Annotated in this window: 18 protein-coding genes; 5 read left to right on the top strand and 13 right to left on the bottom strand. The window is 65.9% G+C overall.

Annotated elements, in window-relative coordinates:
• From IMZ29_RS20990 to IMZ29_RS20980, 3 genes are all read right to left on the bottom strand, one after another.
• Positions 1-735 (bottom strand): AMIN domain-containing protein (locus IMZ29_RS20990; protein WP_216187975.1); only part of this gene is annotated, 735 nt, incomplete at its 3' end.
• Positions 666-1,178 (bottom strand): tRNA (adenosine(37)-N6)-threonylcarbamoyltransferase complex ATPase subunit type 1 TsaE, encoded by a 513-nt coding sequence (gene tsaE / locus IMZ29_RS20985; RefSeq protein WP_216187972.1) that lies wholly within the window; start codon positions 1,176-1,178, stop codon positions 666-668. The genes IMZ29_RS20990 and tsaE, both read right to left, overlap by 70 nt.
• 8 nt (positions 1,179-1,186) lie before the next feature.
• A complete protein-coding gene (locus IMZ29_RS20980; RefSeq protein ID WP_216187958.1) occupies positions 1,187-2,086 on the bottom strand; it encodes an AEC family transporter in 900 nt (299 codons plus the stop codon).
• A 112-nt stretch (positions 2,087-2,198) separates the two neighbouring features.
• Here IMZ29_RS20980 and IMZ29_RS20975 point away from each other — a divergent pair, with 112 nt between their 5' ends.
• Entirely contained in the window at positions 2,199-3,194 is a 996-nt protein-coding gene (locus IMZ29_RS20975; protein WP_216187955.1) for a tripartite tricarboxylate transporter substrate binding protein BugE, read from the top strand.
• 94 nt (positions 3,195-3,288) lie between these two features.
• On the opposite strand, the gene panC is transcribed toward IMZ29_RS20975, so the two are convergent.
• From panC to IMZ29_RS20955, 4 genes are all read right to left on the bottom strand, one after another.
• Positions 3,289-4,140 (bottom strand): pantoate--beta-alanine ligase, encoded by an 852-nt coding sequence (panC, locus tag IMZ29_RS20970; RefSeq protein WP_216187947.1) that lies wholly within the window; start codon positions 4,138-4,140, stop codon positions 3,289-3,291.
• Between the two features lie 60 nt (positions 4,141-4,200).
• Positions 4,201-5,067 (bottom strand): segregation and condensation protein A, encoded by an 867-nt coding sequence (locus IMZ29_RS20965; protein ID WP_253207349.1) that lies wholly within the window; start codon positions 5,065-5,067, stop codon positions 4,201-4,203.
• A 23-nt stretch (positions 5,068-5,090) separates the two neighbouring features.
• Entirely contained in the window at positions 5,091-5,276 is a 186-nt protein-coding gene (locus IMZ29_RS20960; RefSeq protein WP_216187940.1) for a DUF3460 family protein, read from the bottom strand.
• A gap of 63 nt (positions 5,277-5,339) precedes the next feature.
• On the bottom strand, positions 5,340-6,131 hold the full coding sequence (locus tag IMZ29_RS20955) for a sulfite exporter TauE/SafE family protein (protein WP_253207347.1): 792 nt from the start codon (positions 6,129-6,131) through the stop codon (positions 5,340-5,342).
• Positions 6,132-6,332: 201 nt separating this feature from the next.
• On the opposite strand from IMZ29_RS20955, the gene IMZ29_RS20950 reads away from it, so the two are divergent.
• Complete coding sequence (locus IMZ29_RS20950) at positions 6,333-7,997, top strand: flavin-containing monooxygenase (protein WP_216187937.1); 1,665 nt, start codon at positions 6,333-6,335, stop codon at positions 7,995-7,997.
• Between the two features lie 72 nt (positions 7,998-8,069).
• Here IMZ29_RS20950 and IMZ29_RS20945 read toward each other — a convergent pair whose 3' ends face one another.
• On the bottom strand, positions 8,070-8,615 hold the full coding sequence (locus IMZ29_RS20945) for a nuclear transport factor 2 family protein (protein WP_216187934.1): 546 nt from the start codon (positions 8,613-8,615) through the stop codon (positions 8,070-8,072).
• Between the two features lie 142 nt (positions 8,616-8,757).
• Between IMZ29_RS20945 and IMZ29_RS20940 the strand changes: the two genes are divergently transcribed.
• From IMZ29_RS20940 to IMZ29_RS20930, 3 genes are all read left to right on the top strand, one after another.
• On the top strand, positions 8,758-9,894 hold the full coding sequence (locus IMZ29_RS20940) for an oxidoreductase (protein ID WP_216187931.1): 1,137 nt from the start codon (positions 8,758-8,760) through the stop codon (positions 9,892-9,894).
• A gap of 14 nt (positions 9,895-9,908) precedes the next feature.
• Complete coding sequence (locus tag IMZ29_RS20935) at positions 9,909-10,682, top strand: SDR family NAD(P)-dependent oxidoreductase (RefSeq protein WP_216187928.1); 774 nt, start codon at positions 9,909-9,911, stop codon at positions 10,680-10,682.
• Positions 10,683-10,770: 88 nt separating this feature from the next.
• Positions 10,771-11,070 (top strand): copper-binding protein, encoded by a 300-nt coding sequence (locus tag IMZ29_RS20930; RefSeq protein WP_216187925.1) that lies wholly within the window; start codon positions 10,771-10,773, stop codon positions 11,068-11,070.
• Positions 11,071-11,210: 140 nt separating this feature from the next.
• Here IMZ29_RS20930 and hslU read toward each other — a convergent pair whose 3' ends face one another.
• The 5 genes from hslU to IMZ29_RS20905 form a co-directional block, all read right to left on the bottom strand.
• Positions 11,211-12,545 carry an ATP-dependent protease ATPase subunit HslU gene (gene hslU, locus IMZ29_RS20925; RefSeq protein ID WP_371820381.1) on the bottom strand — a complete coding sequence of 445 codons (1,335 nt, stop codon included), beginning with the start codon at positions 12,543-12,545 and terminating at the stop codon, positions 11,211-11,213.
• A gap of 98 nt (positions 12,546-12,643) precedes the next feature.
• On the bottom strand, positions 12,644-13,180 hold the full coding sequence (hslV, locus tag IMZ29_RS20920; RefSeq protein WP_216187922.1) for an ATP-dependent protease subunit HslV: 537 nt from the start codon (positions 13,178-13,180) through the stop codon (positions 12,644-12,646).
• Positions 13,181-13,200: 20 nt separating this feature from the next.
• Complete coding sequence (gene dksA, locus IMZ29_RS20915) at positions 13,201-13,578, bottom strand: RNA polymerase-binding protein DksA (RefSeq protein WP_253207348.1); 378 nt, start codon at positions 13,576-13,578, stop codon at positions 13,201-13,203.
• 125 nt (positions 13,579-13,703) lie between these two features.
• Positions 13,704-14,789, bottom strand: coding sequence for a CobW family GTP-binding protein (locus IMZ29_RS20910; protein ID WP_216187916.1), 1,086 nt, complete (start codon positions 14,787-14,789; stop codon positions 13,704-13,706).
• Between the two features lie 114 nt (positions 14,790-14,903).
• Positions 14,904-15,169 (bottom strand): tyrosine-type recombinase/integrase (locus tag IMZ29_RS20905; RefSeq protein ID WP_216187913.1); only part of this gene is annotated, 266 nt, incomplete at its 5' end.

The raw sequence follows: 15,169 nt of genomic DNA, 5'->3' as shown, positions 1-15,169 counted from the left end.
CGGGGGCGGGCGCGTGGCGCGCAGGATGGCTTCGGTGGTGGACTCCGGCGCCGGTGGGCGTCGGGCCGCGGCATCGACACGGGCGAGGGCGGGCGGGGTGCTGGGTGGCGCTGGCGCCACCTGGACGGGTGTGTTCGAGCCGGTGGAGGGCCCGATGCGCAGCTCTTCGATCACGCGGGCGAGCGGGTCGTCTTCCGGACCAAGGAGCGCCATGAGCGGATCGCGCGCCTGCGTGGGATACAGATCCATCACGAAGCGATGCTGATACTCGGCCACCGGCTTCAACGAGAAGACCTGCGGCACCACGGGCTGCTTAAGGTCGAACACCAGGCGTACCACGCCCGGCACGTTCTGGCCCACGCGCACGCTCCCGATGTACGGGTCGTTGGGCTGGATCTTGGAGACGAGATCGCGCAGCTGCGCGTTCAGGTCCACACCCTTCAGATCCACCACGAGCCGGGTCGGATTGGCGAGCATGAAATGCTCGGCATGCAGATCGCGATCCAGCTCGAGGGTGACGCGGGTGTATTCGTCGGCCGGCCAGGTCCGCACCGCCACGATGTTTGCCGCGTGGGCAAGACGCGGGATCAGCGGGACGACCAGCAGGGTGGCGGCGCTCGCGAGGAGACGTCGGCGTGAAACGGCGCGCGCGGGCAGGCCGCGATTCAAGACGGGGTCGGACCCGCCGGGGGATTCATCGTAGGGCTCACGCTCGGGCCTATTGCGCTCAGCCATGATCGTCCTCGTTCACTCGACGCTGTCAAGGTTGCCAGGCGGCCGTCGCCGTCGACATCCAGTGCGATTTCCATATCGGGCGGGGGCAGGGCTTCTCCTGCTTTTTCCGCCCATTCGATCAATACCAGCGCATCGTCTCGAAGCGCGTCGCGAAAGCCTGCGTCCAGCCATTCGCGAGGATCTGTAAATCTATAGAAATCAAAGTGATAGAAGTATAAGTTAGAAAGCTCGTAAACTTCAACCAGCGCGAAGGTGGGACTCTTGATTCGGCCCGAAATGCCGCATGCGCGCAACAGTGCCCGGGCAAACGTGGTTTTTCCGGCGCCCAGATCCCCCGCGAGGTGGATGCGTCCGCCGTGTCTGACCAGCGGCGCGATCCGTTGGGCGAGCGATTCGGTGGCGGCCTCGTCGGGCAGCGCCAGGGTGAGGACGGTATTGGTCATGGCGGGCTCTAGAAGGAAATCTGCATCCAGATCGGCAACGTGACGAGCGAGGCGATCGTGCCGAGCGAGATCAGGGCGGCGACGAGTCGCCCGTCGCCTCCCATGCGCGCGGCGAGCACGTAGGCGCTCGAGGCCGTCGGCAGGGCGGCAAAGAGCAGAAGCATCTGACGCTCCAGCGGCGACAGGCCGAATGCGGGCACCGCGCCCACGAGCAGGGCGACGCCGGGCAGCGCGAGCAGCTTGACGGCCATCATCCAGCCAAGCAGACGTTCGGCCCCACGCACCGCATGAAAGGTAAGGCCCGCGCCGACGCAGATGAGGCCCAGGGCGAGGGCGGCCGCGCCCAGGCGGGCGAGCACGGTGTCCACCGGCCCGGGCAGTCGCAGCCCGGCCAGATTGGCCGCCAGGGCGACGGCGGTGGTGACGAGCAGCGGATTGCGCAACAGCGATCGCCAGAGCCCGCCGCTGCCATGGCGGGCGAGCGCCAGCACGGCCAGCAGATTGGCCACCGGCACGCCGAACCCGATCAGCAAGGCCATGACGGCAGCACCCTCCACCCCTGCCAGGTTGTGCGCGAGCGCGAGCGCAAGATAGGAATTGAACCGGAATGCGCACTGCACGGTGGAGGCGAACCGCACCGGGTCTGGTTTCAACACCCAGAGCGCCAGCCAACCGAGGAGCGCGCCCGCGCCCAGCAGGGCCATTTCGGCCTGCACCAGGCCTGCGGCGGCGGACAAGTCGATCGGCCGGGCGAGGATGGCCTGAAAGAGCAGGGCAGGGAACAGGACGTAATAGACCAGTCGCTCGACCTCGGCGAAGAAAACGCCGTCGAATCGCAACTTGTGCCGCAACAGCACGCCCAGCGCGAGAAGCAAGAAATCGGGGAAAACCAATACGGCGGTATGCATGCGGCTTTGTTATGCTCCGTGGGCTGGCTATCGTTACCAGAAATAGCCGTGCGTCCGGTTCTTGCTACCAAGCACCGGGACTCACCCAAAACACCCACAAGGATATTGGACGATGAAGAGACTGCGTAGAACGACGTTGGCTGGCCTGATGGCCGTGGCAGCGGTGGGAATGGCTGGTGTGGGCACTGCCGCCCATGCTCAGGCGAACTACCCCAACAAGCCCATCCGGTTGATCGTGCCTTTCGCCCCGGGTGGCTCTACGGACATTATCGCCCGCCTCGTCGGCGAACGCATGGGCCGCGAGCTCGGCCAGCCGGTCGTGATCGAGAACAAGGGCGGTGGCGGTGGCGCGATCGGGGCGGCTGAAGCTGCCCGCGCGTCGGCCGATGGCTACACGCTGTCGATCGCCACGGTCTCTACCATGGCCGTCAATCCGGCTTGCAATCCCAAGCTCACCTACGATCCCCTGAAGGATTTCCAGGCCGTCACGAACTTCGCCAACACCGCCAACGTCGTGGCCGTGAATCCGAAGTTCCCCGCCAAGAACTTCGAGGAGTTCGTCAAGGAGATCAAGGCCAACCCGAACAAGTATTCGTACGGCACGTCGGGCACCTGCGGCGTGAACCACCTGGCCGGTGAAGCCTTCCGCGTGGCCACGGATACCGACATCGTGCACGTGCCGTACCGTGGCTCCGGCCCGGCAGTGGTCGACACCGTCGCCGGTCAAGTGCAGATCCTGTTCGACAACATCCCGTCGTCCATGCCGCAGATCGAGGCTGACCGACTGCGCCCGATCGCCGTGGCCTGGCCCAAGCGTCTGGCCAACCTCCCGGATGTACCCACCTACGCTGAAGTCGGCTTCCCACAGCTGAACCAGCCAGTCTGGTACGGCCTGCTGGCCCCGGCCGGCACGCCTATGGAGATCGTGAACAAGCTGCGCGACGCGGCCGTCACCGTGCTCAAGCAGCCGGAAGTGGTGGCGGCGCTGGAAAAGCAGGGTGCGGCACCGTCGGGCAACACGCCCGAGGAATTCGCCGCCGAGATCAAGCAGCAGTATGACTGGGCTGCGGGCATCGCCAAGCAGCAAGGCATCACGCTCGAGCAGTAATCCTGGCTGAACGCCGGATGTGACAAGGCCGCCCTCCGGGGCGGCATTGTCGTTTGCGGGCGGTTGGCGCCGGCGCGGCGCGCTGTCGTCGGTCTCAGCCCGGCAGCATTTCCAGATTGTCGATGAGACGCGTGCGTCCGAGCTTGGCCGCGGCCAGCGTCACGAGCGGCGTGCCCGCCTGCATGTCGTGGGCGGTGGGGGCGTTCAGATCGTGCTGACGACGCAGCGCGATGTAGTCCACCTGCCAGCCGCGTTGCTGCAAGACGGCCGCGGCTTCCTGCTCCAGGGCCAGCGGATCGCGGGCACCCTGGGCAAGGCGTGTCTTAACGTCGTTGAGCACACGGTACAGGGCGGGGGCCTCGGCACGCTCGTCGGCGGACAGATAGCCGTTGCGCGAGGACAGGGCCAGGCCGTCCTCGGCACGCACGGTCTCCTGCGGCACGATCTGCGTGGGCAGCTGGAACTGGCGGCACATCTTGCGCACCACCATGAGCTGCTGATAATCCTTCTTGCCGAAGACGGCCACCTGCGGCTGCACACAGGAGAAGAGCTTGAGCACGATGGTGCTCACGCCCTCGAAGAAGCCGGGACGGAACTCGCCTTCCAGCATGCCGCCCAGGTCATCGGCCGGCTGCACGCGGAACTGCTGGGGCTCGGGGTAGAGCTCCTTCTCGTCCGGCGCGAAGAGCACGTACACGTTGCGGTCGCGCTCGAGCTTCTCGATGTCCGAGGCGAGCGTGCGCGGGTAGCGGTCGAAGTCCTCGTTCGGGCCGAACTGCAGGCGATTGACGAAGATGCTCGCGACGACCGGATCGCCGTGGTGCCGCGCGGTCTTCATCAGCGCGAGATGACCCTCGTGCAGATTGCCCATGGTGGGCACGAACGAGACGCGGAGCTGGCCGCGCAACTGGTCGCGCAGTTCTTCGATGGTGTGGACGACTTTCATGGGAAGGCACAGGTGGGCCGCATCCGGGCCCGGACGGCGTATTGGCGCGGCAAAGCGCGTTTATACCACTCCCGAGGCCTCGTCCGCGGTCTCCTCGTTCCGGCTGGCGGTATAGGCCAGGCGAACGTAGATCGGGGCGTAAGGCTCGGCCTGCGTGATCTCCAGGAGGGATTCGCGGGCCAGCTCGAGCATGGCGATGAAGTGCACCACCACCACGGCCGGGCCCGCACCTTCGCGGATGCGGGCTTCGAAGAGCTCCGTGAACTCGACGAAGCGCTCGCCCTGCAGGCGGCGCAGGATCTGGCTCATGTGCTCGCGCACGGAGAGCGCTTCCCGGGTGATGTGGTGGTGTGCGTTGAGCTTGGCGCGTTTCAGGATGCCGGCCCAGGCCTCGCGCAAATCCACCGCCGTGACTTCCGGCAGGCGCTCCTCGGCATCGAGCTCGGGGTGGGCATTGGCAGCCAGAAAATCCCGGCCCAGCTGCGGTACGGTATCCAGCTTGCGCGCGGCGAGCTTGATGCGCTCGTATTCGAGCAGCCGGCGCACGAGTTCGGCGCGCGGATCCTCCGCTTCCGGATCCGGGTCGTTCTTCTTGACCGGCAGGAGCATCCGCGACTTGATCTCGATCAGCATGGCCGCCATCAGCAGGTACTCGCCCGCGAGCTCCAGATTGTGCGCGCGGATCTGGTCCACGTAGACCAGGTACTGCCGGGTGACCTCGGCCATCGGGATGTCGAGGACGTTGAAGTTCTGCTTGCGGATCAGGTAGAGCAGGAGATCCAGGGGGCCCTCGAAGGCCTCCAGGAAGACTTCCAGTGCCTCGGGCGGGATGTACAGATCCTGCGGCAGCTTGAAGAGCGGCTCGCCGTACAGGCGAGCGCGTGCCGCGTTCTCGTCAGCACTGACGGACGCGGTCTCGGGGGGCAGGGCGCCCGGGTCGGCGCCTGTGCTCACTCGGTCTGGTAGACGTAGGGCTTTTGCGGCACGCGCGCGGCGCGGAATTCATCCTGCTGGTCCGCGTCGATCTTGCGGTCCCAGAGGCGGGCGCGGCCTTCGCGCTGATCCTGCTCCAGCGACGGGTGGTCTTTCTTCAGCTGGTTGATGAACTGGGTGATGTCGGATTCGAAGTTGGCCATGACGATGCGCGAAGACAGAAGAGCGAGACCGGCATTTTACCCCTGCCGGCGGCAGGGTTGCCTTCAGGCGATGAGCACGTCGTACCCGAGCTTGCAGATGAGCACGACGAGCAGCACCAGAAAGAGGATGCGAATGAAGTCCGCCCCCTTGCGCACGGCGAGCCAAGTGCCCGCGAGCGCACCGAGGATGTTGCACACCGCCATGGGGATCGCCGCGGTATAGAGGACGTGCCCGGCGGGGATGAAGAACACCAGGGCCGCCACGTTCGTGGCGATGTTCACGATCTTTGCCGAGGCCGAGGCGTGGACGAAGTCGAGCGCGAAGCAGCGGATGAAGAGAAAGATGAGGAAGCTGCCGGTGCCCGGGCCGAAGAGGCCGTCATAGAACCCGATCGCGCCCCCGGCGAGCACAGCGATGACGCTCTCGCGCCGGCCGACCTCGCGCGGGCGGTGCAGCTTGCCGAAATCCTTGCGCCAGAAGGTGTAGATGGCCATCGCCACGAGCAGCACCAGCACGAGCGGGCGCATGATGGTGGGCGGAATGAGCGATACCGTGGCTGCGCCGGCAAATGACATCACGAACGCCGCGGCCGTCGCTGGCAGCACCAGCCGCCAGGGCAGCCGAATCTTGCGAACGAAGGAGCGGGCGGCGAACGCGGTGCCGCAGACCGAAGCGAGCTTATTGGTGCCGTACAGCGTGGCGGGCGGCGCCTGCGGCAGCAGATTGAGGAGCGCGGGAAGCTGGATGAGACCGCCGCCGCCGACGGCTGCATCGATGAGACCGGCAGCGAATGAGAACAGGCACAGCGACAGGATGACGATGATGACGGGCAAGCCGTCGGCCCACAAGGCCATGATGAAGGAACGCGCGCAGAGGACAGGAAGGGCGCAAGTATACGGCGCGCAGGCCGCATCGCAGCATCGGATCTTGGCGAAAACCCTAGGTCGGATTTTACTTGCCGGCCGGCTAGTTGATTGGCATGATGGCGAAAAAATCGATGTCCTGTCCAGCACCGCGGGGTGCGCGCGACAGGGTCGGAATCCAAGGAGACCATCATGACAGCAGTGGCCAACGCATCCTCGTCTTCAGGCGCCTCTCCCCGGCGCGTCGATGTTCTCATCGTGGGCGGCGGATTCGGCGGCATGTACGCCGTGTACAAGTTCCGCGAGATGGGCTTGAGCCTGCAGGCATTTGAGGCTGGCGGCGACCTCGGTGGCGTCTGGTACTGGAATCGTTATCCGGGTGCCCGGGTGGATCTGCCCAGCATCGACTACAGCTACTCGTTCTCGCGTGAGATCGAGCAGGAGTGGACGTGGTCCGAGCAGTATGCGGCGCAGCCCGAACTGCTGCGCTACATCGACTTCGTCGCCACACGCCTGGATCTGCGCCCGCATTTCCAGTTCAACACCCGCGTCGAGAACGCCGTCTGGAGCGAAGACCGGCAGGTGTGGACGCTCACGACGAAGGCGGGCGAGGTCTGGGAGGCCCCGTACTGCATCATGGCCACGGGCCCGCTCTCGGTGCCGAAGAAGCCCGAGATCGATGGGCTGGACCGCTTCCACGGGCAAACCTACTATGCCGCGCGCTGGCCGCACACGCCGGTGGATTTCACCGGCAAGCGGGTCGGCGTGATCGGCACGGGCTCCACGGGCATTCAGATCATCCAGACCGTCGGGCGCGAGGACTGCGAACTCTTCGTCTTCCAGCGCACGCCAAGCTTCACCATGCCGATGCGCAACGTGCCGCTCGAGCCCGAGTACATGGCCGAGGTCAAGCGTCACTATGCCGGCATCCGCGAGGTAGCGCGCAACAGCCCGATCGGTGGCGCCCGCCCCCAATCGACCCGCGCTTTCTTTACCGTGACCCCGGCCCAGCGCCTGTCGCTGCTGGAGGACTCCTGGAAGCAGGGCGGGCTCGCCATGCTCGGCACCTTCGGTGATCTGATGATCAATGAGGAAGCCAACGAGCACGTGGCCAACTTCGTGCGCGGCAAGATCGCCGAGGTGGTGAACGACCCGGACACCGCCGAGCGCCTGAAGCCCAAGGGCTATCCGATCTTTGCCCGCCGCCCCTGCCTGGATACCGAGTACTACGAGACCTTCAATCGCCCCAACGTCCACCTCATGGATTGCCTTACCGATCCCATCATCGAGGCCACGGAGAAGGGCATCCGCACCGCTGCGGGCGAGACGGAGCTCGACATCCTCATCCTCGCCACCGGCTACGACGGCCTCACCGGTGCGCTCATGGCCTTCGACGTGCAAGGGCGCGACGGGCGCACGGTGCAGGAGAAGTGGAAGGATGGACCGCGCTCGCATCTGGGCATCATGCTCGAGGGCTTTCCGAACCTCTTCATGACGACGGGCCCGAACGGCCCGGCGGCACTCGCCAACATCATCCGCATGAGCGAGAACGATGTGGACTGGATCGCCGCGGCCATTCTGCATCTGCGTGAACACGGGCTGGGCAGCATCGAGCCCACGCGTGAGACCGAGGACAAGTGGATGGAGCTCGTGCACACGCTCGCCCGTCCATCGCTCATCAACAAGGCCAAGACATGGTGGGTGGGCGCGAACGTCGAAGGCAAGCCGCAGGGGCTGACGCAGTTCGTGGGCGGGTTCATGAAGTACCGCGAGCATTGTGCGGCCGCGGCGGCAGGCGGCTATGCCGGGCACCGCAAGGAGCCCCTGCGCCGGGCCTCGCAGGATCTGGCTGCCTGAGGTGAGGCAAGCCCGGGCGCGGTGCCTGGGCCTGCCGCCTGGGGGGCGTTGACGAGATGCCCTCGATCGCGCTCAGCGATCCAGCGACGCCAACAGGGCATAGACGGGATCGCTTCCGTGCAGCGCTCCCAACGGACGCCGCAGATCGCCGAAGTGCTGCTCCTCGGTGGTTTCCAGGGTGCCGAGAGGCCGCATCCAGTCGTAGACGACCGTGCGCTCTGCAATGCGCCACTCGTCGCCGCGCTTCTCGAAGCGGTCTACATAACGTCCGGCGAGGAAGACTTCGCGCTTGACGCCCTGGGCATCACGATCCCGTTGCAGAGCGAGGAAGTACGTCTCGACTCCCGCCTGGGTGCCCCGCAGGGTGATGGACATGTTCGCAATCGCGTGGATGGACCGATCACTGTCGGCCGCGAGCTTCTGCAGGGCCCAATCGATGAAGCCCGTCGCGCTCCCCTGATAGGGGCCGTGCCGATCCGTCGCGTCAGGCCAGTAGGCGCTGCGCAGAGCCGCTTCGTCCTGCCGGTCGATGCCGCGGCAATAGCGGTACATGCATTCGCGGATGGCCTCGCGGTCCATCAATTCCGTGATTTGGCGGGACATTTCCTGATCGCTCATAGGGTATCTCCTCAGTACGTTTGGCGATCAAATTCTACCTGTCGGCCGGTAGAATTTGGCATATCAATGGTCGGGGTCTTCCCGTGTTCCGGGCGGTGGCGACCCGTGTGTGACATCCATTCCTGATGGAGGCTTACCCCGCATGAGCATGCTCTTCACGCCCTACGTCTGCCGCGGCGTTCGTGCCCGCAACCGCGTGGTCATCTCGCCCATGCAGCAATCGAGCGCCGCGCAGGGCGTGGCGAGCGACTGGCACCTGGCGCATCTCGCGCGCTTTGCCATGGGCGGCGCGGGGATTGTCTTCGTCGAATCCACCGCCGTGGAGGCCCGCGGGCGCAATACCCATGGTGACACCGGCCTCTGGCACGATGGCCAGATCGAGCCGCTCGCGCGCATCACCCAGGCCTTGCGACGGGATGGCGCCGTGCCGGCCATTCAGCTGGGGCACACGGGCCGCAAGGCGGGCGTGCAGACGTGGTGGAACGGCCATGCGCCGTTGACGCCGGCCGACGCCGAGCGCGGTGAGCCGCCCTGGACGGCCGTGGGTCCGAGTGCCTTGCCGGTGGGGCCAGACTGGCCGACGCCGCAAGCCCTCACCACGGACGAGGTGCGTGCTCTCGTCCTGGCCTGGGGCGCTGCGGCGCGCCGCGCGCGCGAGGCCGGCTTCGAGATGCTGGAGGTGCATGGCGCGCACGGCTATCTGATTCACCAGTTCCTCTCGCCCGTGGCCAATCAGCGCAATGATGCCTATGGCGAGGACCGCACCCGCTTTGCGCTGGAGGTGGCCGAGGCGGTGCGCCGTGAATGGCCCGACAATCTTCCTCTCTTCTGGCGGGTGTCACTTGCCGACGCGGTCGATGGCGGCCTGGCGCACGATGACATGGTTGGCTTGCTGCGTGCGCTGAAGGCGCGCGGCGTCGACGTGGTCGATTGCTCCTCGGGCGGCGGTATCTCCAGTTATCCGACGCAGGGGCGTTCGGTGTCCAACGATCTCACCTTCCGCGCGGCGCTGGCCAGGCAGCTGCGTGAGGCCAGCGGCCTGGACGTGATGGCCGTGGGCCTGGTCATCGATCCCCACACCGCCGAGCGCTATCTGCAGAATGGCCAGGCCGACCTCATCGGCGTCGGCCGCGAGGCGCTCTACAACCCGAACTGGGCCGTTCACGCCGAATCTGCCCTGGGCGATAACCGTGACTACGCGACCTGGCCGCTGCCCTATCGCATGTACCTCGCGCGACGCGCCGCCACGGCAGATGGGTTGCGACGCGCCGTCCGTTGATCCTGGAGACCCTGATGGACACTGCTGCTTCTTCCTCCCGCCTGCTGGACGGTCGTCTTGCCCTCGTCACGGGAGCTGCCGCCGGTATCGGCGCGGCCATCGCCCGCCAGTATGCTCAGGCAGGCGCCCGCGTCGTCCTGGTGGACCTGCGCGCTGACGATTGCGAGCCCACGGTTCAAGCCATCCGCGCGGCCGGCGGGCAGGCCTGGGCCTTTGCGCTCGACATCACCGATGTCGCCGGGTGCGCCGCCCTGGCTGCCCAGGTGGGCGAACAGATCGGCCCTGTCGAGATCCTGGTGAACAACGCGGGCCTGCTCGTGCGCGAAGGCGTGGATGCGCCCGACGTCCATCGCAAGATCCGCCAGGTGTTCGACGTCAACGTGCTGGGTGGCTTCAACGTATTGCACGCGTTCCTGCCCGCGTTGCGCCAGACGCGCGGCAATGTCATCAACATCGCGTCGGGCGCTGCCTTCGTGGCCCAGCGCGGCTGCATCGGCTATTCGGGATCCAAGGGGGCCGTGAAGATGCTGACCCAGAGCATGGCCGTCGATCTTGGGGCGGACGGTATTCGGGTTAATGCCATCGCGCCCGGTGTGATCGAGACCGCCATGACCGACGCCACCCGGGCCGATCCGCAGCGTCTCGCTGGTTTCCTGCAGCGCACGCCGCAGGGGCGCATCGGCCGGCCCGAGGAGATCGCCGCACCGGCTGTGTTCCTGGCGTCGTCCATGGCGAGCTATGTGAACGGGGTGACGTTGCCGGTGGATGGCGGCTTTCTGGCCAATTGAGACCGTGCGGTCACGGATACATCGGCTTGCGTCCCGCGGGGGGCCGGCGCAGTAAAATGGAGATTCTTCAACCCCGAGGACGGTCCTTATGAAGATGTCCGCCAAATGGCTGGCGCGCGGTGCGGCTCTCGTGGCTGCAACGATGGCTGGCATGGCCCTGGCAGCCCCGAGTCAGCCGGTCTCCGGCGAGGTGCGCCGCATCGATGCCGCGAACAACAAGGTCACCCTGAAGCACGGCCCCATACCCGAACTGGAGCTGCCTGCGATGACCCTGGTGTATCTGGTGAAGGATCCTGCCTTGCTCGCGAATCTGCAACCAGGCGACAAGGTCCGTTTCAGCGCCGACAAGGTCGACGGCCAATACACGGTGGTCCAGGTGTCGCGCTGATGCTTGAGGCCCACGGTGCGCGGCGCTTCCACGGACGCGCCGTCGGGCTCCCCCGGCTTGCGTGACCGGCACGGGCGTCATGCCCCTGCAAGAAGGGCCTGCATCGCGCAGGCCCTTGTCACGTCTGGCAGCGTGCGTTCTTACAGCACGTAGCGCGCGAGGTCCTGCTTGTCGGCCACGTCGGCGAGCTTGTCGTCGACGTAGGCCTTGTCCACCGTCACGGTCGAGCCGCTGCGACGGTCAGCCGCGTACGACAGCTCTTCCAGCAGGCGCTCCATCACCGTGTAGAGGCGGCGCGCACCGATGTTCTCGGTCTTCTCGTTGACCGAGAACGCGAGCTCGGCCAGGCGGGCAATGCCTTCCTCGGTGAATTCGAGGGTGACGCCTTCGGTGGCCATCAGCGCCACGTACTGCTTGGTGAGCGCGGCATCCGTGCTGGACAAAATGCGCACGAAGTCCGCCACCGACAGCGAGTCGAGTTCGACGCGGATAGGGAAGCGGCCCTGCAGTTCGGGGATCAGGTCCGACGGACGCGACAGGTGAAACGCGCCCGAAGCGATGAAGAGGATGTGGTCGGTGCGCACCATGCCGTACTTGGTGTTGACCGTCGTGCCTTCGACCAGCGGCAGCAGATCGCGCTGCACGCCCTGGCGGGACACGTCCGAGCCGCTCGTTTCCTGGCGCGTGGCGATCTTGTCGATCTCGTCCAGGAACACGATGCCGTTCTGCTCGACGCTCTGCACGGCCTTGGTGCGCAGCTCCTCCTCGTTCACGCGACGCGCGGCCTCTTCCTCGACCAGCAGCTTGAAGGCCTCGCTCACGGGCAGCTTGCGGCGCTTCTTCTTGCCTTCGGACAGGCCCGCGAACATGCCGCGGATCTGCTCGGTCATCTCTTCCATGCCGGGCGGGGACATGATCTCCATCTGCGGGGCCTGCTGGGCCACGTCGATCTCGATCTCGGTGTTGGCGAGCTGACCTTCGCGCAGGCGCTTGCGGAACGTCTGGCGCGTGGTGTTGGATTCATCGCGCACCGGCTGTCCCGCACCGTCACGCGCCGGGGGCAGCAGCACGTCGAGGATGCGGTCTTCGGCCGCGTCTTCGGCGAGCGTGCGCACGCGGCGCATCTCGCTCTCGCGCATCTGCTTGACGGCCACTTCCGTGAGGTCGCGAATGATGGTGTCGACGTCGCGGCCCACGTAGCCCACTTCGGTGAACTTGGTGGCCTCGATCTTCACGAACGGCGCATCGGCGAGCTTGGCGAGACGGCGAGCGATCTCGGTCTTGCCCACGCCGGTCGGGCCGATCATGAGAATGTTCTTGGGCTGGATCTCGTGGCGCATCGGCTCTTCGACCTGCTGCCGGCGCCACCGGTTACGCAGGGCGATCGCGACCGATCGCTTGGCGCGATCCTGGCCGACGATGTTCTTGTCGAGTTCGGAGACGATCTCGCTCGGGGTCATGGTGGTGGCGGACACGATAGTTTCCTGGCGTCAAAAGGCAAAAGGGCGCGGGAGGTGCGACAGCCGGCGTTGGACGCCCGCGATGCACCTGCCGCGCCCGAACATGCGCTGGTTTACTCGAGGATTTCGAGCGTGATGTTGTTGTTGGTGTAGATGCACAGCTCGCCGGCGATCTGCAGGGATTTGCGCACGATGTCCTCGGGCGGCAATTCCGTGTTCTCGAGCAGGGCGAGGGCTGCGGACTGGGCATAGGAGCCGCCCGAGCCGATGGCGGCCAGGCCCTTCTCGGGCTCGAGCACGTCACCGTTGCCGGTCAGCACCAGGGTGGATTCGCGGTCGGCCACGATCAGCATGGCTTCAAGGCGACGCAGCACACGATCCGTGCGCCAGTCGCGCGTGAGCTCGACCGCGGCACGCAAGAGGTGGCCCTGGTGCTTTTCGAGCTTGGCTTCGAACCGCTCCAGCAGCGTGAAGGCGTCCGCCGTGGCGCCGGCAAAGCCGACCAGGACGGAATCCTTGTAGAGCCGGCGCACCTTGCGCGCCGTGCCCTTGATGACGATATTGCCCAGGGTGACCTGGCCGTCACCGGCAAGCGCTACGCGCTCGCCGCGACGGACACAGACGATGGTCGTCCCGTGAAACTGCTCCATGCTGGGGTGTACTCCGATGTTCAGTCGCCGTACAGCTTCTGACGCATTTCGCGACGTTGCTGGGCTTCGAGCGACAGCGTGGCGGTGGGACGGGCGAGCAGACGCGGGATGCCGATGGGCTCACCGGTCTCTTCGCACCAGCCGTACTCGCCGCTGTCGATGCGGGCGAGGGATTGTTGGACTTTCTTGAGCAGCTTGCGTTCCCGGTCGCGGGTGCGCAGCTCAAGCGCATGCTCTTCCTCGATGGTGGCGCGGTCGGCAGGATCCGGCACGAACTGCGTCTCGCGCAGATGTTCCGTTGTCTGGTCGGCATTCTGCACCAGGCTGCGTTCCAGCTCTTCGAGCCGGTTGCGGAAGAACGCGAGCTGGGCGTCGTTCATGTAATCCGCCTCGGGCATCGCGAGCAACTCAGCCTCGCTGATGAGGCTGGACACGAGAGGGGCGCCGACCGGACGGTCGGCGGTGGTGGGTGCCGTGTTGCTGATCATGTAGAACGCTCCATTTCTCGGAAGAGTGATTCAAGTCAAGCCAGGCACTGCTCCAGCCCGAGGGTGAAGACATCCTGAGGAAGCTTGCGGCCAATGAAGACCATCTTGGTCGAGGGCTTCTCGCTGGCGAGCCAGGCTCGCCCCGGTTCGGCGCCCATCAACATGTGCACGCCCTGGAACAACAGGCGGCGCGGCGACCCTTTCACGTAAAGAATGCCTTTGTAACGCAAAAGGTCGGGTCCGTATACCTGCACGATCCCGCCCAGGAATTCCTCCAGGCGGTCCGGATCGAACGGGCGATTCGACTTGAAGACGAAGGCCTTGATGGCATCGTCATGCTGATGGTGGTGATGGCTGTGGCTCGGGTGATCACACGCCTCGCCATCGTGATGATGGTGATGATCGTGGTCATGGGCCACCTTGGCGTCCGGATGCTCCGGCGCGAGAAATTGCGGGTCGATGTCCAGGATGGCATTCAGATTGAAGCCGTGGATATCGAGCACGTTGGCGATCTCGACCTTGCCGAAATCCACCGGCGTGATCTGGGCACGCGGGTTCATGCGCACCAGGCGTGCGCGCAGGGCCTGCAGATCCGCCTCGGTGACGAGATCGGCCTTGGAGAGCAGCAGCCGATCGGCGAAGCCGACCTGGTTCTGCGCTTCCGGCTGCTCGTCCAGCGTCTGCATGCCGTGCTTGGCATCGACGACGGTGATGACGCCATCGAGCATGTACGACGCCGAGATGTCGTCGTCCATGAAGAAGGTCTGGCACACGGGTCCGGGGTTGGCCATGCCTGTCGTCTCGATGACGACGCGATCGAAGGCGAGTTCGCCCGCAGCGCGCTTGGTCTTCAGTTCGCCCAGGATGCGCACGAGGTCACCGCGCACGGTGCAGCAGATGCAGCCGTTGTTCATCTCGACGATCTGTTCACCGCGCTCCTGCACGAGCAGATCGTTGTCGATGCTCTCCGGTCCGAACTCGTTCTCGATGACGGCGATGCGCTGACCGTGCTGCTCCGACAGGATGCGATTCAGCAGGGTGGTCTTGCCCGCACCGAGAAAGCCGGTGAGGATGGTGACGGGAATCAGGGCCGGCGTTTTTGCCGGACGGGCTGTGCTCATGGGGTGCTCCTTGCCAACGTCACATTATGGACGATAGCGGGGCGCGATTACAGCACACGGCGTGCCCGCGGCACAACCAAGGGGAGTTACCAGGGGCGACACCCGCGCCAGGCCTCACTCTGAGGTTTTTCGACCGGCCCGGGGGTGTGCCTGATCGTAGGCGGCGGCCAGGTGCTGGAAGTCCAGGCGGGTGTAGATCTGGGTGGTGGCGATGCTGGCGTGACCGAGCATCTCCTGCACGGCCCGCAAATCCTGTGCGGATTGCAGGACGTGGCTCGCAAAGCTGTGCCGCAGCATGTGCGGGTGGACGTGCACCGGCGCGCCCGCGCGCTGCGCCCAGGCTGCGAGCCGGGCTTGGACCTGGCGCGGCGCGATGCGCG

Origin of the sequence: Verticiella alkaliphila, from assembly GCF_018904615.1 — a bacterium.
GTDB lineage: Bacteria > Pseudomonadota > Gammaproteobacteria > Burkholderiales > Burkholderiaceae_B > Verticiella > Verticiella alkaliphila.
This window is presented reverse-complemented; position numbering and strand designations above follow the sequence as displayed.